Below are 19,203 nucleotides of genomic sequence, written 5' to 3' on the forward strand. Positions count from 1 at the left end.
TCAAGGGAAGGGCGATTTGTGCGGCAACAGCCATGCCGGTTCGGCCTGAACGCAACCGCCTAGACAATATGCTCCGTTCGCAGCGCCGCTTCCATCCTTTCCAGCGCCGCTTCGCCGCCTGCCACCAGTTCGTCGGCAATCCTGGCCAGCTTGTCGTCGGCCTTGCGGTGCTTGCTGCCCCAGGCGCCGAGCGTCGCCAGCACCGGCAAGAGGTCGATGCCTGCTTCGGTCAGCCGGTAGACGGTTCTCAAGCCATGCGTCGGGTCGTCGCTTCGGGTGAGGATGCCCTCCTCCTGAAGCGTTTGCAGTCGCTCGGCCAGCGTGCGCGAGGAGATGCCTTCGTCGGATTGCAGGAATTCGCGAAAGTGCTTTTTCCCGGCGAAGACCATGTCGCGGACGATGAGCAGCGTCCAGCGGTCGCCGATCAGTTCGAGTGACAGGTTGATCGGGCAGCCGGATCTTTCGCGCGTCGACATCTATGGTTCCATTTTTAAATCACTTTGCTATTGACATCGTTTTGGCCTTGCGTCAACGGTTCCAAATGTAAACTGTTTTGCGATGGCCCTGAGGAGAATGACGGTGAAAAAGCTGGTCCTGCAGATGCAGATGTCGGTCGACGGCTTTGTCGGCGCCAATGAGGACCATTCCTGGCAGCTCTGGGAGTGGGGTGACGAGAGCGCCTGGGACGGTGCGCTGAAGCAGGACTTTAACGCCGTCTTCGCAGGCGTCGATACCATCCTGCTCAGCCGCAAGATGGCGCAGGAGGGCTATCTCACCCATTGGGGCAATGCGGCGAAGAAGTTTCCGCGCGATCCGTTCTACGCCTTTGCGCAGCGCATCGTCGACTCCCGCAAGGTGGTGCTCAGCAACAAGCTCAAGCAATCGGCCTCGGAGCCGGCTTGGGAGCGCACCAGTGTGGTCAGCGGCGACCTGCCGCGCGAAGTCAATGCGCTGAAAGCGGGCGAGGGCGGCGACATGGCGGTGTTCGGCGGCGCCGGTTTCGCGTCGGCGCTGATTGCGGCCGGGCTGGTCGACGAGTTCCAGCTTTTCATCAACCCGGCGGTGCTGGGTGCGGGCCGCCGGATTTTTGATCAGGGCGGTTTTAGGAACCTGCGGCTACTCGGCTCGAAGGCCTATGCCTGTGGCATGGTGGTCAGCCGCTATGCGCCGGCGGGGTGAGGGGGACCTCCATCTTCTCCCTGGTCACTTCGCATCGTGAAAAATGATCCCGACCGTGTGGCGCATGCCTGAGCGCAACCGGCTGACGCCATGGCGCAGGTTGACCCGGTAATTGCCTTTGGTGCCCTGCACCGGCCGGTTGTGGACGGCGAAGACAACGGCGTCGCCCTGGCGCAGCGACACCACTTCGACCCGGCTCTGCATGCGCGGGCGCTGCTCGGTCAGGGCGAACTCGCCGCCGCTGAAATCCCGGCCCGGTTCGGAGAGCAGGATCGCCACCTGCAGCGGAAAGGCGAGGTCGCCATAGAGATCCTGGTGGAGGCAGTTGAAGTCGCCAGGCACATATTGCAGCAGCAGCGGCGTCGGCCGTGACTGGCCGGCGGCATGGCACTGATCGAGAAACGCGGCGTGCGTCGCGGGATAACGCATGGCCTGCCCCATGCGCTCGTTCCACCGATTGGCGACCTCGGCCAGCCTGGGGTAGAGCGCGCTGCGCAGGCCACCCAGGAGATCGGGCAAGGGATAGCGGAAATAGCGGTACTCGCCCTTGCCGAAGCCGTGCCTGGCCATATGGATGTGGCTGCGGAAATATTTCTCATCCGAATAGAGGTCGGCGATCCGCCGGCACTCCTCGGGCGACAACAGCTTTTCGATCACGGCACAGCCGAAGCCGTCGAGTTCGGCGGCAAGGGCCGGCCAGTCGTAACCGGCGACGCGTGTCTCGGCGGCTTCGATCACCGATCTGGCAATTTTGGCATGGGCATTCATATCGTAGCCTCCTTGTCGAGCAGGGCGCGTTTGCGTTCGACACCCCAGCGGTAACCGGCCAGTGAGCCGTCGGCGCGGACGACACGGTGGCAGGGAATGCCCAGCGCGATCGCGTTGGCCGCACAGGCGGTCGCCACGGCGCGGGCGCCATTCGGCTGGCCGAGGCGGCGAGCCAGTGCGGTGTAGCGGATGGTGGCGCCGCACGGGATGCTGCGCAGCACATCCCAAACCTGTTGCTGGAATGGCGTGCCGTGGCGCATGTCGAGCGGCAGGTCGAGGCCGACGCCGGGCATTTGGATGAAGCGCGCGATTGTCGCGAGATCGTCGCGCAGTGCGGCCTCGTCCTCGACCAGTATCTTGTCGGGGAAGCAATGGCCAAGGTCCCGCTCCAGCGCGTCGGCGTCCGAGCCGATCAGGATGGCGCAGACGCCGATCTGGCTGCGCGCTGCCAGGACGTCGCCGATTGCGGATTCACCGATGGCATAGCTTATGGTGTCGAAGGCATTGGGGACGCTCGCCGGCGGCGCCATTTGGGTTTGCATGAGGTTCATTGCGTTTACTCCTTTGTCTGTGCGTGAACCCTACAGGGACGGCTTCTCGCGCTCACTCCGGTGCTTGCTTTCAAATTCGAATTTCGAAGGTAGGTGAACCGTTCTACGCGACACGAGTAACAGCGACCTCGCCGAGCAAAAACACCTCACCCGTCAACAACCGCAGCTCGATCTCGCCGGCCGCGGTGCGGCTCCATTCGGCTCTGCCGTGATCGACCATCTCGCCAATGGCCGCCATCACCAGTAACTTAGAGCCTTCGGCGCGCCGGCTGCCGGCAGCTTGGGTCCGGCTGGTCGTATCGGTGGTGGGAGACCTTGCCATCGCGCGCATTGCCGGTCCTGGTCAGGCCCGAATTGACCGGTTGGCATTGTCGGACGCCGCCTCACGCTCCAGCAGTGCGCGCTTGCGCTCAACGCCCCAGGCGTAGCCGGACAGGGCGCCATCCCTGCGGATCACGCGGTGGCAGGGAATGGCGACGGCATGATTGTTGGCGGCGCAGGCGGCGGCGATGGCGCGGGTTGCCTTCGGCGCACCGATGCGCTGCGCGATCTCGGCATAGGAAACCGTGCGGCCGACGGGGATGTCTTGTAAAGCCTGCCAGACACGCTGCTGGAAGGCGGTGCCGCGCACGTCGAGCGGCAAATCGAGACCAAGCGCCGGAACCTCGACGAAACCGACGACGCGGGCGACCAGCGCCTCGTAGTCGCTGTCGCCGCCGATCAGCCGTGCCCTGGGGAAACGGTCCTGCAGGTCGCGCACCAGCGCGTCGGGATCGTCGCCGAGCAGGATCGAGGCGACGCCCTTTTGACTGGACGCGACCAGGATGGCGCCGAGCGAAGTCTCGCCGACGGCGAAGCGGATCTCTTCATCAGCGCCGCCGGCGCGATAGCGCGTTGGCGTCATGCCGAGCATGCCGGTGGATTTCTCGTAAAAACGTCCGCTTGAATTGAAACCGGCATCGTAGATCGCCGTCGTCACGCTGGCGCCGTCTTCCAGGCCCTGGCGGACCCGGGCGGCGCGGTGCGCGGCGGCATAGTCCTTCGGTGTCAGCCCGGTGGCCGCCTTGAAGGTACGATGGAAATAACCGGCGCTACGGCCGGCGGCATCAGCCAGCTCAGCGAGCGACGGTTCTTCCTCGCTCTGCTCGATCCTGCGGCAGGCATCGGCGACCATCGCGGCATTACCGGCCTCGAGCGATGGGCCATCCGGGTTGCAGCGCCGGCACGGGCGAAAGCCGGTTGTCCTGGCCTGATCGAGCGTGCCGTGCAGTTGCACATTTTTCGGATTGGCGCGCCGCGACGGGCAGGAAGGCCGGCAATAGACGCCGGTCGTCGCCACCGAATACCAGAATGCGCCGTCGGCCGACTTGTCGCGCGCAACGATACGCGCCCAGCGCGGATCGTCGGCGATTTGCGGCGGCGCGGATTTCAGATTTTTCGCCAGGGTGATGAACATGGCCGGCATTGAAGCCGCTGGAAGAAGGCCCCGCCACCCGTTTCCTGACAACCTCCCGCCGGTTCTCCTACGCCGCACGCTTGGGCTCGATCGCAAACGGGCTGAGCCCGAGCCAGGTCTGCATCTTCCTGCCGATGGCCTGGTCGCCGGTCAGGGCAACCTTCGCACCGGCCTTCTCGACGGTCAGCAATCCCATCCAGATCGCCGTCATCGTGTGCAGGTCGGTCGAGACGTAGAGGTCGACGTCGAAACCCGGATCGTACCAGCACAGATCGACCTCGCCGTGCTTCTCGACGATCAGCCACCATGACCGTTTGGACGCCGGCAGGTCCTGATACAGAAATTGTATCACCGTGCGTCCCTCGGGCAGCGGCGAGGGGTTCAAATTGCGCCGCATGTCCCACATCAGCAATGACGGATCGAGGTTCTTGAGCGACAGCCGGGACTCGACCCATTTCTGCCCCCAGAAGCCCATCGCCTCGACGACCGGGCGCAAATCGCGGCCGGCCTCCGTCAGCCGATAATCGAAGATCCCCTTCTCGCCCCGGACCTCCCCGCGCTCGACGATCCCGGCGATCTCAAGCTCCTTCAGCCGTTGCGACAGAAGGGTTGGCGACATTTTGGGGACACCGCGGCGCAGGTCGTTGAAGCGGGTCGAACCCGCCACCAATTCGCGCATCAGCACCATCGTCCAGCGGGTGCACAGCACCTCCGCGGCCATCGATAGCGGGCAGAACTGTTTGTATCCGTGCTGGGTCATGATTGTGCCTCTCCTCCAACTTGGGTCGAACATTAGGCCTTCATGATTGAGGCGGCCAGTACGGAAACTGTACTACCCCAGTACAGATCGCGGACTGGTTGGCGAGCGCCTTGCCATGCGAGCCCTTGGCCGGTTGCACGGGATACCCTGTGCGCCGCAATCAGGAGACTATCATGACCGCTTACGTTATCGCAGACATCAAGATAAACGACCCGCAATGGGTGCCGGCCTATGCCGCATCGGTGCACGACCTCGTACACAAGCATGGCGGCAGATATCTGTCGCGCAGCGGCAATGTGAAGACGCTCGAAGGCAAGCCGCTCGACACCACGCTGATCGCGCTGATGGCGTTCCCGTCGGAAGCGGCGGCGCGCGCCTTCACCAATGATCCGGCCTATGCGCCCTTCGTTTCGGCCCGTCAGGGCGGCAGCGACAGCCGTTTCCAGATGATCGACAACACCGATCTGGCCGGAACGATCCCGTATCTGCCAAAGGGATGACCATTCCTGGCATCGTTTTCGGGATCTCCAAGCAACAACAGTCACAGCGCTTGCCTGCCGGGCCTCCGTATTTTCGGCGGCCGGCCAGCTGTGCTTTTTCAAGAAGAATAGAATGAAGATGATATCGAACTTTCTCAACAGGCCAAATTTTCGCTGCAGACTTGTCATGGCCGGGGCCATGCTGGCCGTCTGCACCAGCTTCGCACAGGCGCATCAGGAAGCGGCCGCGCTTGCGTCCGTCCCCAATCCGCTGGCTGACAAGGTGCGGGCTGCCAACAGCCGGTTTCTCGACGTCAAGGCCGCTACATCAGAGGGCTATGCGCCCATTCCCTGCGCCAGCGGCATCACCGGCGGCGCCATGGGCATCCACTATGTCAACGGCGGATATCTGAAGGACGACAAGATCGATATCGCCCGGCCTGAGGCCGTGATGTACGAGCCGATGGCCGACGGCACGCTGCAACTGGTGGCGGTCGAATACATCACCTCGAAGGGGCCGGCGTCGCTGGACGGACAGCTGTTCAATTTCAACAGCGCGCCCAACCGCTATGGCCTGGGCGAATTCTACGAACTGCATGTCTGGGCCTGGAAGGGCAACCCGACCGGCATTTTCGCCGACATGAACCCGAAAGTGTCATGCGAACACACGATGGCGCCGAGCCAGTAAGCAATGAAGCCAGGCGGCGTCAATGCCGCCTGGTCGCCCTCCGTGACAGTTGGCAGCTCCGGCCCAGCGGCCGCTTTCGGCGAGGAAAAGCCGGGGAGGTGCGTGCCGCTGGCGCTCCTCGCGGCGTCAGGCAGGTACGGTCTTTATGCCGCTTGATCCGGGATCGCCAATCCCACCTCGGCGGTATCCCGGCTCGCTTGCGGCAAGACGAAGCGTCCCGTCACGTACCAGAGCAGGGACACCACGAGAATCGAGAGATAGCCATCCACGGCATAGTGCCAGCCGGTGTAAACCGAACCGAACAGGATGAAGGCCGCGAAGGACCAGCCGGCGATTGCCCACCGGCGGCCGAATTGGGCCAGGAAGAATGCGTTGAGCGTGGCGATCGCAACATGCATGCTGGGCATGGCCGAGATGCCGCCGCCGAGTTCCGGGCGGCCACTCTGGTAGGCTGTAAACAGATAATCGGCGTACAGATGGACCGACGCGCCGTAGCCCCTCTGCGCCAGGGCGGCCTGCAGCGCGACAAACCGGTCGCCGCCGTAGATTTGGTCGTGGAATATCGGGCCGGCGGACGACAGCAGGGTCGCAAGAACGGTGCCGCACAGCATCGTGGTCAGCGCGAATGCCCATAGGTAGCGCAAACGCCCGACCGGATTGTTCCAGAAGGCGACGAAGAGCACGGCGCCGAACCATTGCAGAAGCCAGCCATATCCATAGCCGGCGAAAATGGCGACCGACACCGGTTCGGAAACGATGCTGTGCGCCCATGTCCAGGGATCCGCGCCATGCAGCCGAAGATCGAGGTCCGCCAGGGCGCGGTCGGCGTAGAACGGCACCATGTCCGGGATGGCGGCCTTCAAGGTGGTGAATGCGGTGACGCCGAGAAAGAACAAGAAGATGACGGGTGCGGCTGCAAGCCAGCGGTGCCTGAGTACGCCGAGGATGAACCTCGTCGGCGTATGCCGGGCAAATGCCAGCCCCGCCACACCAAGGCCCGCCGCCAGAAGCGCGGGCAGGAAAAAGGCGAACGGCTTGGCATAGGATTGCGCCAGATGCAGGTAGCGGTCCGGCTGCAGGCAAACAGCGGTCATGGCATAGATCAGACACAAGGCAACCAGCAGCCAGCCGCTCCTGGTTGTCGCGATGTCGAGGTCAAGGATGGCAGCTGGGCGGCGATTGTTGCCGCGCTGACCTGTGTGCTCACTCATCGAAGGACGTCCCGCCAGTTGTCCAAAAAAATAATTGGATTATTTCGCAGGCGATATATTACCATCAGGTTACACTTGTGGGCAAATAGATCTCTAAATATTAGAGCGATGGAATGCTTGTTGGCAAAGAGTCTGTTTACGAAAGCGTTGCGCCGTCCTCTTTGTCTCTGCAACGCGATCATCGGCGCCGCCGATGATCCCGGGATCATCGGATTGGCCGATGACCTGGAGCCATGACTAGGAAGATCCGGCCGATGCGAAACTCCGGTTCTTGCCGGCCAATCGAAGAGCAGAGGCGGCAGGCGGGGAGCCAACAAAGCAGCCCGCCATCGCCGCGGTAACTGTTTCTTCTCTGGTTTTGCCGCAGATTGCCCCGCGGTGGAGCAGGCGAAGCAGACGATGGCGCGTCAGGGCAAGAAAAGTCGCAATGGAACGTTCTGGGCCAAGGCCCTGGAGCGCGCCCATCTTGGCGTCTGGGACTGGGATCTTGTGACCGGCGACTGCTTCTATTCCGCGACCTGGGCGCGGATGCTGGGCTACGATGAGAGCGAACTTGCCGACACCAGCGACCTGTGGCTGCAACTGACCCATCCTGACGACCGCGAGCGGGCGCTGGCCAGCGGCGACCGCCACATTGCCGGCCTGACCGACACCATCGAGACCGAATTGCGGCTGAAGCACAAGCAGGGACACTGGGTGTGGGTGCTCGATCGCGGCGGCGTCGTCGAGCGCGACGCGATGGGAAAGCCGCTCAGGCTGATGGGTGTGCAGACCGACATCTCCAAGCAGAAAGCCGCAGAAGCCGAACTCGAGCAGGTCAATGTGCGCTTCCGCCTGGCGCTCGCCGCCAGCGGTACCGGCATCTGGCACCACGACCTCGCCACCGGCAAAAGCTATTGGGACGAACGCACCAGGGAGATTTTCGGACTTGTCTCCGACACCGCCGAAGTCGAGCGCGACCACTGGTTCGGCTATCTGCATCCGGACGACAAGGAGGCCGCGTCGCGCGCACATCTGGTGCCGCTCGAAACGGACAAGGTCACCGCGGTGCAATACCGCATCGTCCGACGCGACGGAGAGGTCCGGCACATAGAATCCCTGCTGCGTTTCATCGCCGACCCGCAAATCCCGGACCGCCGGCTGGCGGGGCAGATCCTGGGCACGGTGCGCGACATCACCGAAGACAAGCAGCGTGAGCAGGAACTTGCCTATGCGGCCCGCCACGATGCGCTCACCGGTCTCTGGAACCGTGCCGCGTTCGACCGGCTGCTGGCCGATCATATCGCGGCCGCGCAGCGGCTGCCGCTCTCCGTGTTCTATGTCGATCTCGACTACTTCAAGGCGCTCAATGATTTTGCCGGCCATGCGGCCGGCGACCTGGCACTGAAAAGCGTTGCCCAAGGCATTCTGGGCTGCCTTCCCTCGACGGCGCATGCCGCGCGCCTGGGCGGTGACGAGTTCGCGCTGCTGATGCCCAATTGCGATACGGCGCAGGCCGGGCGGCTGGCCGACGCGGTACTTGCAGCCGTTCGCGATGCCGAACTAGGATCGACGGCCAAGTCGCGCAAGCTGGCGGCCTCGATCGGCATCGCTTTCGTCGATGACGCCAACACGACGGTGGCCGACGCGCTGGCCTGCGCCGACGACGCCTGCTACGCGGCCAAGGCCGCCGGGCGAAACCGATTTGCCGTCTTCTCCACCGATACGGCATCGGGTTCGGGTGGCCTAAACGCGGCGCGCGTCGTCGCCGATACGGTCGATGCCATGGAAGACGGGAGGCTGAAGCTGTTTGGCCAGGAAATCCATCGGCTGGGCCGTCCCTGGCTGGAAAGCCGCCATGTCGAAGTGTTGGCCAGGCTCGCCGCCCGCAACGGCCGGCTGGTGCCACCCGGCGAGTTCATTCCGGTGGCCGAGCGGTTCGGCATCGCGTCGCGGCTCGACCGCTGGATCATCCGCACCGCGCTGTCGCGGCATGGTGCCGCCTTGCGTTCGGGGGCGTTGACGCTTGGCTTCAATCTGTCGGCGCAGACGCTGAGCGACCCGCAGCTTTGGGACTTCGTGGACAACGTCATAGAAGAAACCGGGGCGCCGCATTCGGGCATCGGCTTCGAGATCACCGAAACCGCCGCCGTCACCAATTTCGACGCCGCCGAACAGTTTGTGCGCAAGGCGCGCGAGCGGCGCTGCCGGGTCAGCCTCGATGATTTCGGCGCTGGTATGAGCTCGTTCGAATATCTCCGGCGGTTCCCCGTCGACGCGATCAAGATCGACGGTTCCTTCATCGAGCACATCACGCAAAGCCGTTTCGACCGCGAGATCGTGCTGGCCATCACCAGCATCGCCCGCAGCCTCGGCTGTGACGTGGTCGGCGAGAAGATCGAACGGCAGGACACGCTGGCCATGTTGAGCGACATGGGCGTCGCCTTCGGCCAGGGATTTTTGCTGCACCGGCCGGAGCCGCTGGAGCGGATTGTCGTGCGTGCGACCAAGGGAGCGGCGGCCCGCAAGGCATCGTGATCCGGGTGCGGCGAGTTTCAGGCCAGGCCGGACTGACCTGAAACTCGCCACAGTCTATCCGGTTCGCCGCGCCGTTGATTGCGGAAACTCCAGCACTCCAGCCTCGGGTCGCCTGTGCTGCGCCTCCGTCACCGCTTCGATCAACAGATCGAGCGCTTCACAGGCCGTGCGACTCGTCTCGTCGTTGCCTTGCAGATAATGATAGGCGCGTTCGAGGTGGATGCGGGCGGCTGAAAAATCGCTGGTCAATGGTCCCTCCATGATCCCGCCCTAGAAGACCTTGCCGGAGACGAGGGAACGCCGGGTAAATATCCACAAGCGGCTTTTATTCAAATGCCGCAGAAACAGGGCGCGGCAGATGCGCTGTCAGGAGTGACGCCACCCAACTCTTTGCGGTGCCTTGCCGCGCGACTAGACTGTCGGCTCCCTTGTCCGAGGTGAGACCGATGATCGTCCAGGCCTGCATCAACGGCGCGCGTCCGCGCGATTTCCATCCCGCGCTACCGCTGACTGCCGAGGCGATGGCCGGCGATGCCGCCGCCTGCGTCGCCGCGGGTGCCTCCGAACTGCACATCCACCCGCGCGGCCTTGGCGGGCGCGAAAGCCTCGCGGCCGTCGATGCCACCGTGCTGGCGGTGCGTCAGGCCTGTCCGGGCACGCTTATAGGCGTGTCGACGGGCGCCTGGATCGAGAACGATGTCGAGCGGACCTGTGCGGCGATCTCCGGCTGGCGGGAACTGCCCGACTATGCATCGGTCAATCTGTCGGAGGTGGATGCGCCTCGCGTGATGGAGCTGTTGCGCCAGCGTGGCGTCGGCATCGAGGCCGGGCTTGCCACCGTCGCCGACGCTGAGCGCTTCGTGGCGCTTCCCGACCACGACCGGGTGCTGCGCATCTTGATCGAGATCGACATCCCGGATCTGTCCGTGGCACTCGACGAGGCACACGGCATCGCCACGGTGCTCGATCGCGCAGGGGTGCGGCGGTCGATCCTGCTGCATGGCGTCGACACAACTGTCTGGCCCCTCGTCGAGCTTGCGTATCGCAAGCGCTGGTCGACACGGGTCGGCCTGGAAGACGGCAAGACGCTCGCCGATGGAACTGTGGCGAAGGATAACGCGGCGATCATCGCTGCCGCCGTGGCGATCTTTCGCGGCTAGTTTTCCAGAATGATCTGGATCGCCTTATCCACCACCGGATGCAAGCCGCTGGCCTGGAAGGACAGGCGGTTGCCGGAGCCGACATTGCTGGTCATGGCGATGGTCAGCTCTGAGATCGGGTCATGCAGCATGACGGCGACGTAGCCGGGGATACTGCCCTGGTGGCCGTAAAAGGCGCGGTTGGCGTAGTCGCTCTGGAACATGCCGGCGCCGGTCTCGCGCATGCGGGTGCCCGGAAAACTCGCTGGCACGCGGTGTTCGAACATCTCGGCGAAGAACGGCGGCGACAGCACTCTGCCGGAAAAGAGACCGCGCATGAAGCTCACCATGTCGGACGGCGTCGACACCATGTCGCCGCAGCCATAAGCGGCGCCGAACGGGAAGGAATCGGAAGAATCCTGCAATTCGTCGGAGTAGCGCAGCACGCCGTCCACGCGCCACATCTCGCCGCCGGAGGCGATGTCGGTGGGCGCATTCGCCGGCGGCGGGGGGCGGTGGTAGTAGCCACGCACCATCGACTTTTCCGGAAAGGCTTCGGTGGCCGGCGACCAGGTATTCTCCAAGCCGAGCGGCTGCAGCACCGCGCTTCTGACATAGCCGCCCAGCGACTGGCCTGTCACCGCCTCGATCACCATGCCGGCCAGCACATAGCCGGTGTTGTTGTAGACGGCGGGTCCGCCCGGCGCCTTCTGCTTGTCGGAAGCGAAGGCGATGTCGACCAGTTGCCGCGGCGTCCATTGCCGGCTCGGATCCATCGGAATGTAATATTCGAACTCCGGCAGGCCGCTGCGGTGGTTGATCAACTGGCGCACCGAAATGTCTTTTGCTTCCGGCAGGTAAGGAAACCAGCCGGAGATCGGCGCTCCGAGATCGAGCTTGCCGTCCTGGGCGAGCTTGGCCAGGGCCGCGGCAACGAAGGTCTTGGTGCAGCTGCCGATCTTGAACAGGCGTTCAGGCGAGACGGCAATGCCATGCTCCCGGTCGGCGAGGCCGGCGGTCAGGGTGGTTGGTGCGGCGCCAGTGGAGTATGCGAGTGATGCGCCTACCGCGCCATCGGTGAGATAGGTCTTGAGGAGGGCGTTCAGGTCTTCACGCATGGATTCTGCTTTCGCCGCTAAATTGCTGGTTTCATAGATGATGTCGGTGCGTCCTCGGGCCGAGCCCGAGGGCAGGGTCGCCAAGCTTCACTCCGCTATATCGACATCGGCAAAGTTCTGCCGGCCGAAGGGGTCGAGCACGTAGTTGAGCACGCTCTTGCGGATCGGGATCGCCACCACCGAATGGGCGATCGGCGCCACCGGCACCTCAACCTTCAGGATCGCTTGCGCCCTGGCATAGATCTCGGCGCGCTGTTTCGGATCGGCGGCGACGCGGCCGTCCTGCAGCAGCTTCTCGAAGGCCGGATCGCACCAGCGCGAGCGGTTGGAGCCGCCCTTCACGCCGTCGCAGGACAGCAGGTAGCTCAGCATGTTGTCGGGGTCGCCATTGTCGCTGCTGCCGCCGAGCAGGTAGGCGTCCTGTTCGCCCGCCGCGGTGCGCTTGAGATATTCGCCCCATTCAAAGCTGACGATCTCGGCCTTGACGCCGACTTTCGCCCAGTCGGCCTGGATCATCTCGGCCATGCGCTTGGCGTTGGGATTGTACGGCCGCGATACCGGCATCGCCCACAGGCTGATTTTCAGGTCGCTCTCGTGGCCGGCTTCCTTCAGCAGCGCCTTCGCGCCATCCGGGTCATAGTCGATGCCGGCATCGGTGACGGCGCCGATCTGCGCCGGCGGCACGACGCTGCCGGCGACCGTGCCGGCGCCGGCATAGACGGCGTCGACGATCGCCTTGCGGTCGACGGCCTTGGCCAGCGCCATGCGCACGCGGACATCGCCGAGCGGCTGATGTTCGACATTGAAGCCGAGAATGCCAATGTTCTGGCCCTTGAGGTCGAGCACGGTGATGTCGGGATCGGTGCGCAAATCGGCGACGGCGCTTGGCGGGGGCGGGGCGGCGACCTGGCACTCATTGGCCTTGAGACGCTCGACGCGCGTGGTCGGTTCGGGCGTAACGGCGAAGACCAGAGTGTCGATCTTCGGCGCGCCGCGCCAATAATCCTTGTTGGCGGCGTAGCGGATCTGGCTGTCGGGGACATAGGCCTGCAGCACGAACGGGCCGGTGCCCACGGGCTCGCTATCGATCAGTTCCGGCGTGCCGGCGGCGACCATCTTTTCGGTCTGCTCCAGGGACAGGATGGAGAGATAGTCGAGCGCAATGCCGGGCAGGAAGGTGACATTGGCAGCCGTCAGCGTGAAGCGCACGGTGTGGTCGTCGACCTTGTCGATCTTGTCGATCAGCGTGCCCATGCCCAGTGCGTTGAAATACTCGTAAGCGCCGCCGCCGAGCTTGTGGTAGGGATTGCTGGCGTCGCGCTGGCGGTTGAAGGTGTACAGCACGTCGTCGGCATTGAACTCGCGCGACGGTGTAAAGTGGTCGTTCGACTGGAATTTCACGCCGTGGCGTAGGTGGAAGGTGTAGATCTTGCCTTCGGCTGAGACCTCCCAGCTTTCGGCCAGCGCCGGCCCGACTTCGGTCGTGCCAGGCTTGAACTCGACCAGCCGGTTGAAGATCGTCTTGGCGGCGGCATCCATGGTGGAGTCCGCCGTGCCGATCGCCGGGTTGAAGGTCTCGGGATTGGCTTCCGAGCAATAGACCAAGGTTTTGGCGTAGGCCTGTCCGCCAAGAAGGACGGACGAGGCCAGCAAGGACGAGGTAAGGACTGCGCGCAGAACGGATTTCATCGCAAACGCTCCTGATGACACTTTACGGGTTGGGGGAAGGGCAGGCCGGTGAAGTTCATGGCGTCGCCGCCGGGGTGATGAAACGGTTGGGCGCAAGCGCGGCGGACGTGATACCGCGTGCCGTGAGATCGTCCGGCAGCGGCTGGCCGCGCAGCAGCACTGAGCCCAGCCGCGCCAGCGTCAGCGACACCTGGAAACCGTAGCCGCCCTGGCCGCCAAGCCAGAAGAAGCCGGGCAGGCGAGGGTCGAAACCGATGACCGGCGTGCGGTCAGGCGAAAAGGTGCGCAGGCCCGCCCAGGGCGTCGACGGACGGCCGATGCGCAGCGACGTCGCCTGTTCGATGCGGTCGACGGCGATGGCGACGTCGATGTCTTCCGGATAGGTGTCGCAGGGTTCGGAATCGGTCTCGTCGGCCAGCGAGCCGATCAGCCTGCCGGCATCGGGCTTGAAGTAGAATTGTTCATGCAAATCGACCACCAGCGGCCAGGCGCTGATGTCCATGCCGGCGGGCGGATCGAACAGGAAGGCGGTGCGGCGCTTCGGCCGGAAGCCGAGACCGGAGAGACCGGCCAGCCCGGCGACGACATCGACCCAGGCGCCAGCGGCGTCGACGACGATGTCGGCCTGGTAGGCGCCGGCACTGGTGGTGACGCTGAAGCCGTTTGCGACGCGGGAAATCTCCAGCACTTCCTCGCCGGTGCGGATCACGCCGCCGCCGGCCTTGAGCGCGGAGGCTGAAGCCGCAAGCATCTTTCCCGTGTCGACATCGAGCGCGCCGGGTTCATGCACGCCGCCGCAAGTGGTTGCCGTGGCGATGACCGGCACCAGAGCGGTGACTTCTGCTGCTGACAGGCGCCGTACGCTCGGCACCAGTGCCTGCATCTCGGCCGCCATGCGGTCGACGGCTGCACTGTCTTCGACACCGCCGACGTGCAGCGCGCCGCGCCGGTGGGCGGCGAAGCCGCCATCGATGATCGCCTGTCGGCTGGCTAGCGACAGCGCCCGCACCAGTGCATTGCCATAGGTTTCTGAAAACAGCGCGGCCGAGCGGCCGCTGGCGTGATAGCCGAGATGCGGCTCGCGCTCGAGCACTGTGACCTCGGCCCAGGGCTGCACGGCAGCCGCCAGCGAAAGGCCGGCAATGCCGCCGCCGATGACGACGATTTTTTGGATAGACTTGGATTGCATGCCCTAGGGGTAGAAATAATTTCGTATCCAGTCAATATTTAGCGTATAAGAAAATTGTTGGTGTTGTTGATGGCGGCAGAGAGTTGGACTACCTAGGGTGGACTGGCGGCTCGATGGGCCGCGCAACGGAGCTGACGATGTCGGAGCAACCGAACCTCGGTGATTGTCTGCGCGGCTTGAGGAAAACGCATGGCTGGACCTTGCAGGAGGTCAGCACGCTGACCGGCGTCGCGGTGTCGACGCTGTCCAAAGTCGAGAACGACCAGATGTCGCTGAGCTACGACAAGCTGCTGCAGATCTGCGAGGGGCTGAACATCCATGTCACCGAGCTGCTCAGCGGCGACCGCAAGCAGCCGGCCGCGCGCACCCGTCGTTCGGTGACTTCGCAGTCCAACACGCTGCGCCAGCTGACCCGCAACTACGACTACCGCTATCTGGCCACCGATCTGGTGCGCAAGCGCATGGTGCCGATCCACGCCTATGCACGCGCCCGCACGCCGCAGGAATTCGGCCCGCTGACCAGGCATGCCGGCGAGGAATTTTTGATCGTGCTCAAGGGCGAGATCGAACTGCACACCGACCAGTACGCGCCGGTGCGGCTGAAACAGGGCGACAGCGTCTACATCGATTCCACCATGGGTCATGCCTACCTCTCGGTCGGCGAGGGCGACGCCGAGATGCTGTGCGTCTGCTCCGGCGACGAGCCTGATATGGAAGGCACGCTGCTGAGCGTGCTGGAGACGGTGGAGGGGTAGGGACTAACATTCTCGATGGCTGCGCCGCCCCTCATCTGGCTGCCGCCATCTTCTCCCCGCAAGGGCAGGGCTATCGCATATGGAATTCCTGAGATGTCTGCCCGGCACGGACCCCCACCCCTAACCCCTCCCCACAAGGGGGAGGGAGACTTCGGTTGGCGCTGACCCAAGAGAATCGCCTGTCTTTTCGGCGCCAACAAGAATTAAAGGCACGCGGCAGCATTCCCTCCCCCTTGTGGGGAGGGTTAGGGTGGGGGTTCTTCCTCGCAAGAATCCATATGCGATAGCCCTGCTGTAAACGGGGAGAAGGACGATCCTATTGACGGGCGGCGCTGGCTTCGACAATTGAGCCCCCACTACATCGCAACCACACGCCCCATTCCCCGCCGAACCGCCTCGCGATAGGCGAGATCGGCCGCCACCATGTCCTCCATAGCAACGCCCATGGCCTTGTAGACGGTGACCTGATCGGCGCTAACCCGTCCCGGCCGCCGCCCGAGCAGCATGTCGCCGAGCTCGGTTCCGGTTTGCGGATCGAGGTCAGCGAGTTCGCAGGAGCCGACCGGCGTCGGGGCAAAGGCCTCCCTGGTCTCGACGAACAGGCTGGCCCTGCCGATAAGCTCGACCGGCAGTTCGCCGCCGGGCGGGGCGACGCCGACCGATGAGATGTGAGTGCCGGGCCGCACCCAGTCGGCCGAGATCACCGGCGCATAGGAATGCGTTGCCAGGCAGACGACGTCGGACGAACGCACCGCGGCCTCGATATCGGCGACGGCGACGACGCCGGGATGCTGCGCGGCAAGCGCCTCGGCATCCGAAAATTCCTTCGAGACGACGCGGATCTCGGTGAAGTCGCGCACCAGCGGCAGAAGATTGAGATGCTGGCCGGCCTGCACACCGGCGCCGACCACCGTCGCGACCTTGGCGTCGCGGCGGGCGAGTTCACGCACCGAGAGCACGGCGGAGCCGGAGGTGCGCACGGCGGTGATGTAGGTGCCGTCCATGACGCAGACCGGCATGCCGGTCTGCGGATCGAACAGATGGATGGTGGCGAGGTGGCTGGGGATGCCTCTGGCGACGTTGCCCTCGAAGACGTTGACGATCTTCACCGTCAGATGCATGCCTGCCATCCATGCCGACATCGCCAGCGAATAGCCGACCTGCGGAATGTCGAGCTGCGGCCGTGCCGGATTGACCACCTTGCCGCCGGACAAGGCCTTGAAGCCGCCGGCGAGCACGTCGAGAAGCTGGCGCAGGTCGATGCAGGTTTTCACCTCGGCCTCGCTCAGGATGAGTACGGGCGTGTCACCCTTGGCCTGGGCGCTGCGGGAGGTCGATATCGCTGATGTCATGGAATCCGCTTTCGTTATGGGTTGCACGACAACGGTATTGCGATCTATCAGCGTGATGAAATATGCTGTTTTCGTTATTTTGGCGTGACTATCACGCGTGCCCGGCTCACAAAGCGTGAATCCTGAAATGGACGATCTCGACCGTATCGACCGCTCGCTGCTGCGTTTGTTGCAGGAGGACGGCCGCCGCACGACGCTCGATCTGGCGCGGCGGGTCGGCCTGTCGCCGACCGGGGCGACGCAGCGCGTCAAGCGGCTGTTCGCCGAAGGCTTCATCCGCGCCGTGCGCGCGGTGCTCGATCCTGCTCGGATCGGGCAGGCGCAGCTCGTCTTCATCGAGGTGCGGCTCGACCACACGGCGCCGCATGTCTTCGACCGCTTCGCCGAGGCGGTTCTGCGGGCGCCCGAGATCATCGAATGCCACATGGTGGTCGGCGGCTTCGACTATCTGGTCAAGGCGCGCATCGCCGACATGGCGATGTTCCAGGATTTTTTGCAGCGGGTCATCCTGCCGCTGCCCGGGGTGCGGGAAACGCACACCTACGCCTCGATCGCCAATGTGAAGCCCGACGCCCTGCTGCCGATCTAGACCGGCGGCCGTTCCCCCGCATCCAGCAGCCATTGCCGCACCGCTTGCGTCGGCTCCGGGTGCCGCTGCTTTCTCGGCATCACGACATAAAAATCCTGCGTGCCGCGCATTTCGCCGCTGACGGGCTGAACCAGGCGGCCCGTGGCGAGATCAGCGGCGACGAGGAAGCGGCTGGCCAGCGCAATGCCCTGGCCGGCGACGGCGGCGTCGATGGCGAGGCCCGTCTGGTTGAAGCGCATCCGTTTCAATTCGGTCGTCATCTTCAAGCCGACCGCTTTCTCCATGAATTCCGGCCACAGATTGTGGGCATCGTGCAGCAGCACATGGTGCTGGATTTCGGAGGCTGCGATTTCAGCAGCATCTTCCGGCAGCAAGGCCGGGCTGCAGACGGCGATGATCTGCTGGGGAAACAGCAGGTCGACGACCAGACCGGCGCCGAAGGGTGGGCGGCCCTGGCGCACCGCGATGTCGACGCCATCGGCCTGGAAGCTCGACAGGCTCTCGCTGGCCAGAACGCGCAGGTCGACAAGCGGGTTGTGCGCGACGAAGTCGTGCAGCCTCGGGATCAGCCATTTGGTGGCGAAGCTTGGCGTCACGCTGACCGTCAGCCGCGCCGGTTCGGGACGCAACAGCAGCGTCGCCTCGGAGATCAGGTCGAAGGCGCGGCGGATGTTGGGCACATAGGCGCGGCCCTCATCGGTCAGCGCCAGGCCGCGCGGCAGCCGCTCGAACAGCTTTGTGCCGAGATCGGCTTCCAACCCGCGAATGTGCTGGGCGACCGCCCCTTGAGTGACGTTCAGCTCCTCGGCCGCGATGCGGAAGTTGAGATGACGCGCCGAGGCTTCGAAGGCGCGCAGCGCATTCAATGGCGGCAGGCTGAGGAAGGCTTCTGGCATGCAGGAGTTTTTCTACAGGTTGATTTCAAGCATTCTGGTTCGAACCGGTGTGGAAAACCAGCTATATCGACGTTCAACTCCCGAAAACACCGTTTGCGGTGCCCGCCAACCCTGAGAGGAAAATCCGATGAGTGTAGAAAAAGTAGCTGTGGTGGTGGCCGGCGGCAGCGGCATGGGTGCGGCGGCGGCCAAGCGGCTGGCGGCGGACGGCTTCAAGGTCGCCATCCTTTCGTCTTCCGGAAAAGGCGAGGCGCTGGCTGGGGAATTGGGCGGGCTCGGCGTCACCGGCTCCAACCAATCCAATGAAGATTTACAGCGCCTCGTCGACCTGACGCTGGAGCGCTTTGGCCGCATCGACGTGCTGGTCAACAGCGGCGGCCACGGGCCGCGCGCGCCGATCCTCGAAATCACCGACGAGCAATGGCACACCGGCATGGATGTCTATCTGCTGAACGTCATCCGTCCGGTGCGCATCGTGGCGCCGCAGATGGTCAAGCAGAAGGGCGGCGCCATCATCAACATCTCGACCGCCTGGGTGGTCGAGCCGAGCCCGATGTTCCCGACGTCCGCCGTGTTCCGCGCCGGGCTTGCCGCCTACACCAAGATCTTCGCCAACACCTATGCCGCTGACAATGTACGCATGAACAATGTGCTGCCCGGCTGGATCGACAGCCTGCCGGCCACCGAGGAGCGCCGCGACAGCGTGCCGATGCAGCGCTACGGCACCTCGGAAGAGATCGCCGCGACCATCGCCTTCCTGGCTTCGGAAGGCGCCGGCTATATCACCGGCCAGAACATCCGGGTCGACGGCGGCATTATCCGCGCTATTTGAGGGCGTCGATCGGGAGGGGGACTCCGGCATCTCAC

The 19,203-nt window shown here is 64.2% G+C and carries 21 protein-coding genes; 8 read left to right on the forward strand and 13 right to left on the reverse strand.

What is annotated here, in order from left to right:
- Positions 1 to 59: 59 nt before the first annotated feature.
- Positions 60 to 476, reverse strand: a complete 417-nt coding sequence (locus NKJ37_RS13790) for a winged helix-turn-helix transcriptional regulator (RefSeq protein WP_352774077.1) — start codon at positions 474 to 476, stop codon at positions 60 to 62.
- Between the two features lie 103 nt (positions 477 to 579).
- Here NKJ37_RS13790 and NKJ37_RS13795 point away from each other — a divergent pair, with 103 nt between their 5' ends.
- Positions 580 to 1,179 (forward strand): dihydrofolate reductase family protein, encoded by a 600-nt coding sequence (locus NKJ37_RS13795; protein ID WP_352441786.1) that lies wholly within the window; start codon positions 580 to 582, stop codon positions 1,177 to 1,179.
- A gap of 24 nt (positions 1,180 to 1,203) precedes the next feature.
- Here the strand turns inward: NKJ37_RS13795 and NKJ37_RS13800 are convergent, their stop codons facing one another.
- From NKJ37_RS13800 to NKJ37_RS13820, 5 genes are all read right to left on the reverse strand, one after another.
- On the reverse strand, positions 1,204 to 1,947 hold the full coding sequence (locus NKJ37_RS13800; protein ID WP_023813869.1) for a 2OG-Fe(II) oxygenase: 744 nt from the start codon (positions 1,945 to 1,947) through the stop codon (positions 1,204 to 1,206).
- A complete protein-coding gene (locus NKJ37_RS13805) occupies positions 1,944 to 2,498 on the reverse strand; it encodes a methylated-DNA--[protein]-cysteine S-methyltransferase (protein ID WP_023813868.1) in 555 nt (184 codons plus the stop codon). The genes NKJ37_RS13800 and NKJ37_RS13805 overlap by 4 nt, the downstream gene beginning before the upstream one ends.
- A 103-nt stretch (positions 2,499 to 2,601) precedes the next feature.
- The gene (locus NKJ37_RS13810) at positions 2,602 to 2,829 is read right to left on the reverse strand and encodes a hypothetical protein (protein WP_023813867.1); all 228 of its coding nucleotides are present in this window, start codon (positions 2,827 to 2,829) and stop codon (positions 2,602 to 2,604) included.
- 12 nt (positions 2,830 to 2,841) lie between these two features.
- On the reverse strand, positions 2,842 to 3,954 hold the full coding sequence (gene ada / locus NKJ37_RS13815) for a bifunctional DNA-binding transcriptional regulator/O6-methylguanine-DNA methyltransferase Ada (protein WP_023813866.1): 1,113 nt from the start codon (positions 3,952 to 3,954) through the stop codon (positions 2,842 to 2,844).
- A 67-nt stretch (positions 3,955 to 4,021) separates the two neighbouring features.
- Positions 4,022 to 4,714 (reverse strand): winged helix-turn-helix transcriptional regulator, encoded by a 693-nt coding sequence (locus NKJ37_RS13820; RefSeq protein ID WP_023813865.1) that lies wholly within the window; start codon positions 4,712 to 4,714, stop codon positions 4,022 to 4,024.
- Between the two features lie 173 nt (positions 4,715 to 4,887).
- Here NKJ37_RS13820 and NKJ37_RS13825 point away from each other — a divergent pair, with 173 nt between their 5' ends.
- Positions 4,888 to 5,214 carry a DUF1330 domain-containing protein gene (locus tag NKJ37_RS13825; RefSeq protein ID WP_023813864.1) on the forward strand — a complete coding sequence of 109 codons (327 nt, stop codon included), beginning with the start codon at positions 4,888 to 4,890 and terminating at the stop codon, positions 5,212 to 5,214.
- Between the two features lie 166 nt (positions 5,215 to 5,380).
- On the forward strand, positions 5,381 to 5,881 hold the full coding sequence (locus NKJ37_RS13830; RefSeq protein WP_023813863.1) for a hypothetical protein: 501 nt from the start codon (positions 5,381 to 5,383) through the stop codon (positions 5,879 to 5,881).
- 143 nt (positions 5,882 to 6,024) lie between these two features.
- Here the strand turns inward: NKJ37_RS13830 and NKJ37_RS13835 are convergent, their stop codons facing one another.
- Entirely contained in the window at positions 6,025 to 7,092 is a 1,068-nt protein-coding gene (locus tag NKJ37_RS13835) for a phosphatase PAP2 family protein (protein ID WP_023813862.1), read from the reverse strand.
- Between the two features lie 399 nt (positions 7,093 to 7,491).
- Between NKJ37_RS13835 and NKJ37_RS13840 the strand changes: the two genes are divergently transcribed.
- Positions 7,492 to 9,609, forward strand: coding sequence for an EAL domain-containing protein (locus NKJ37_RS13840; protein ID WP_023813861.1), 2,118 nt, complete (start codon positions 7,492 to 7,494; stop codon positions 9,607 to 9,609).
- A 54-nt stretch (positions 9,610 to 9,663) separates the two neighbouring features.
- Here NKJ37_RS13840 and NKJ37_RS13845 read toward each other — a convergent pair whose 3' ends face one another.
- Positions 9,664 to 9,858, reverse strand: coding sequence for a hypothetical protein (locus tag NKJ37_RS13845; protein WP_023813860.1), 195 nt, complete (start codon positions 9,856 to 9,858; stop codon positions 9,664 to 9,666).
- Between the two features lie 197 nt (positions 9,859 to 10,055).
- Between NKJ37_RS13845 and NKJ37_RS13850 the strand changes: the two genes are divergently transcribed.
- Entirely contained in the window at positions 10,056 to 10,769 is a 714-nt protein-coding gene (locus NKJ37_RS13850; RefSeq protein WP_352774080.1) for a 3-keto-5-aminohexanoate cleavage protein, read from the forward strand.
- Here the strand turns inward: NKJ37_RS13850 and NKJ37_RS13855 are convergent.
- Genes NKJ37_RS13855 through NKJ37_RS13865 form a run of 3 tightly spaced genes read right to left on the reverse strand, consistent with a single transcriptional unit; the run spans position 10,766 to position 14,744 of the window.
- Positions 10,766 to 11,950: a serine hydrolase domain-containing protein gene (locus tag NKJ37_RS13855; protein ID WP_352441260.1), complete on the reverse strand. Its 1,185-nt coding sequence runs from the start codon at positions 11,948 to 11,950 to the stop codon at positions 10,766 to 10,768. The genes NKJ37_RS13850 and NKJ37_RS13855 overlap by 4 nt on opposite strands.
- A 3-nt stretch (positions 11,951 to 11,953) precedes the next feature.
- Positions 11,954 to 13,555, reverse strand: coding sequence for an ABC transporter substrate-binding protein (locus tag NKJ37_RS13860; protein ID WP_352774082.1), 1,602 nt, complete (start codon positions 13,553 to 13,555; stop codon positions 11,954 to 11,956).
- Positions 13,556 to 13,610: 55 nt separating this feature from the next.
- A complete protein-coding gene (locus NKJ37_RS13865) occupies positions 13,611 to 14,744 on the reverse strand; it encodes an NAD(P)/FAD-dependent oxidoreductase (RefSeq protein ID WP_128306019.1) in 1,134 nt (377 codons plus the stop codon).
- A 137-nt stretch (positions 14,745 to 14,881) separates the two neighbouring features.
- Between NKJ37_RS13865 and NKJ37_RS13870 the strand changes: the two genes are divergently transcribed.
- Positions 14,882 to 15,499 carry a helix-turn-helix domain-containing protein gene (locus NKJ37_RS13870; protein ID WP_128306018.1) on the forward strand — a complete coding sequence of 206 codons (618 nt, stop codon included), beginning with the start codon at positions 14,882 to 14,884 and terminating at the stop codon, positions 15,497 to 15,499.
- Between the two features lie 356 nt (positions 15,500 to 15,855).
- On the opposite strand, the gene NKJ37_RS13875 is transcribed toward NKJ37_RS13870, so the two are convergent.
- Positions 15,856 to 16,851, reverse strand: a complete 996-nt coding sequence (locus NKJ37_RS13875) for an ornithine cyclodeaminase family protein (RefSeq protein ID WP_352774083.1) — start codon at positions 16,849 to 16,851, stop codon at positions 15,856 to 15,858.
- 127 nt (positions 16,852 to 16,978) lie between these two features.
- Here NKJ37_RS13875 and NKJ37_RS13880 point away from each other — a divergent pair, with 127 nt between their 5' ends.
- Positions 16,979 to 17,440: an Lrp/AsnC ligand binding domain-containing protein gene (locus NKJ37_RS13880; RefSeq protein WP_023813853.1), complete on the forward strand. Its 462-nt coding sequence runs from the start codon at positions 16,979 to 16,981 to the stop codon at positions 17,438 to 17,440.
- On the opposite strand, the gene gcvA is transcribed toward NKJ37_RS13880, so the two are convergent.
- A complete protein-coding gene (gcvA, locus tag NKJ37_RS13885; protein WP_352441258.1) occupies positions 17,437 to 18,336 on the reverse strand; it encodes a transcriptional regulator GcvA in 900 nt (299 codons plus the stop codon). The genes NKJ37_RS13880 and gcvA overlap by 4 nt on opposite strands.
- Before the next feature lie 127 nt (positions 18,337 to 18,463).
- Here gcvA and NKJ37_RS13890 point away from each other — a divergent pair, with 127 nt between their 5' ends.
- Positions 18,464 to 19,168, forward strand: a complete 705-nt coding sequence (locus NKJ37_RS13890) for an SDR family oxidoreductase (protein WP_023813851.1) — start codon at positions 18,464 to 18,466, stop codon at positions 19,166 to 19,168.
- Positions 19,169 to 19,203: the final 35 nt, after the last annotated feature.

This window comes from Mesorhizobium sp. M0140, from assembly GCF_040322475.1.
Lineage (GTDB): Bacteria > Pseudomonadota > Alphaproteobacteria > Rhizobiales > Rhizobiaceae > Mesorhizobium.

What these genes read in the sequence shown, in the direction of transcription:
- NKJ37_RS13875 (WP_352774083.1), bottom strand. Translation starts at nt 16,851, where the DNA reads ATGACATCAGCGATATCGACCTCCCGCAGCGCCCAGGCCAAGGGTGAC.
- NKJ37_RS13830 (WP_023813863.1), top strand. Translation starts at nt 5,381, where the DNA reads ATGGCCGGGGCCATGCTGGCCGTCTGCACCAGCTTCGCACAGGCGCAT.
- NKJ37_RS13870 (WP_128306018.1), top strand. Translation starts at nt 14,882, where the DNA reads ATGTCGGAGCAACCGAACCTCGGTGATTGTCTGCGCGGCTTGAGGAAA.
- NKJ37_RS13850 (WP_352774080.1), top strand. Translation starts at nt 10,056, where the DNA reads ATGATCGTCCAGGCCTGCATCAACGGCGCGCGTCCGCGCGATTTCCAT.
- ada (WP_023813866.1), bottom strand. Translation starts at nt 3,954, where the DNA reads ATGTTCATCACCCTGGCGAAAAATCTGAAATCCGCGCCGCCGCAAATC.
- NKJ37_RS13805 (WP_023813868.1), bottom strand. Translation starts at nt 2,498, where the DNA reads ATGAACCTCATGCAAACCCAAATGGCGCCGCCGGCGAGCGTCCCCAAT.
- NKJ37_RS13865 (WP_128306019.1), bottom strand. Translation starts at nt 14,744, where the DNA reads ATGCAATCCAAGTCTATCCAAAAAATCGTCGTCATCGGCGGCGGCATT.
- NKJ37_RS13790 (WP_352774077.1), bottom strand. Translation starts at nt 476, where the DNA reads ATGTCGACGCGCGAAAGATCCGGCTGCCCGATCAACCTGTCACTCGAA.
- NKJ37_RS13860 (WP_352774082.1), bottom strand. Translation starts at nt 13,555, where the DNA reads ATGAAATCCGTTCTGCGCGCAGTCCTTACCTCGTCCTTGCTGGCCTCG.
- NKJ37_RS13835 (WP_023813862.1), bottom strand. Translation starts at nt 7,092, where the DNA reads ATGAGTGAGCACACAGGTCAGCGCGGCAACAATCGCCGCCCAGCTGCC.
- NKJ37_RS13890 (WP_023813851.1), top strand. Translation starts at nt 18,464, where the DNA reads ATGAGTGTAGAAAAAGTAGCTGTGGTGGTGGCCGGCGGCAGCGGCATG.
- NKJ37_RS13820 (WP_023813865.1), bottom strand. Translation starts at nt 4,714, where the DNA reads ATGACCCAGCACGGATACAAACAGTTCTGCCCGCTATCGATGGCCGCG.
- NKJ37_RS13880 (WP_023813853.1), top strand. Translation starts at nt 16,979, where the DNA reads ATGGACGATCTCGACCGTATCGACCGCTCGCTGCTGCGTTTGTTGCAG.
- NKJ37_RS13840 (WP_023813861.1), top strand. Translation starts at nt 7,492, where the DNA reads ATGGCGCGTCAGGGCAAGAAAAGTCGCAATGGAACGTTCTGGGCCAAG.
- NKJ37_RS13800 (WP_023813869.1), bottom strand. Translation starts at nt 1,947, where the DNA reads ATGAATGCCCATGCCAAAATTGCCAGATCGGTGATCGAAGCCGCCGAG.
- NKJ37_RS13810 (WP_023813867.1), bottom strand. Translation starts at nt 2,829, where the DNA reads ATGCGCGCGATGGCAAGGTCTCCCACCACCGATACGACCAGCCGGACC.
- gcvA (WP_352441258.1), bottom strand. Translation starts at nt 18,336, where the DNA reads ATGCCAGAAGCCTTCCTCAGCCTGCCGCCATTGAATGCGCTGCGCGCC.
- NKJ37_RS13825 (WP_023813864.1), top strand. Translation starts at nt 4,888, where the DNA reads ATGACCGCTTACGTTATCGCAGACATCAAGATAAACGACCCGCAATGG.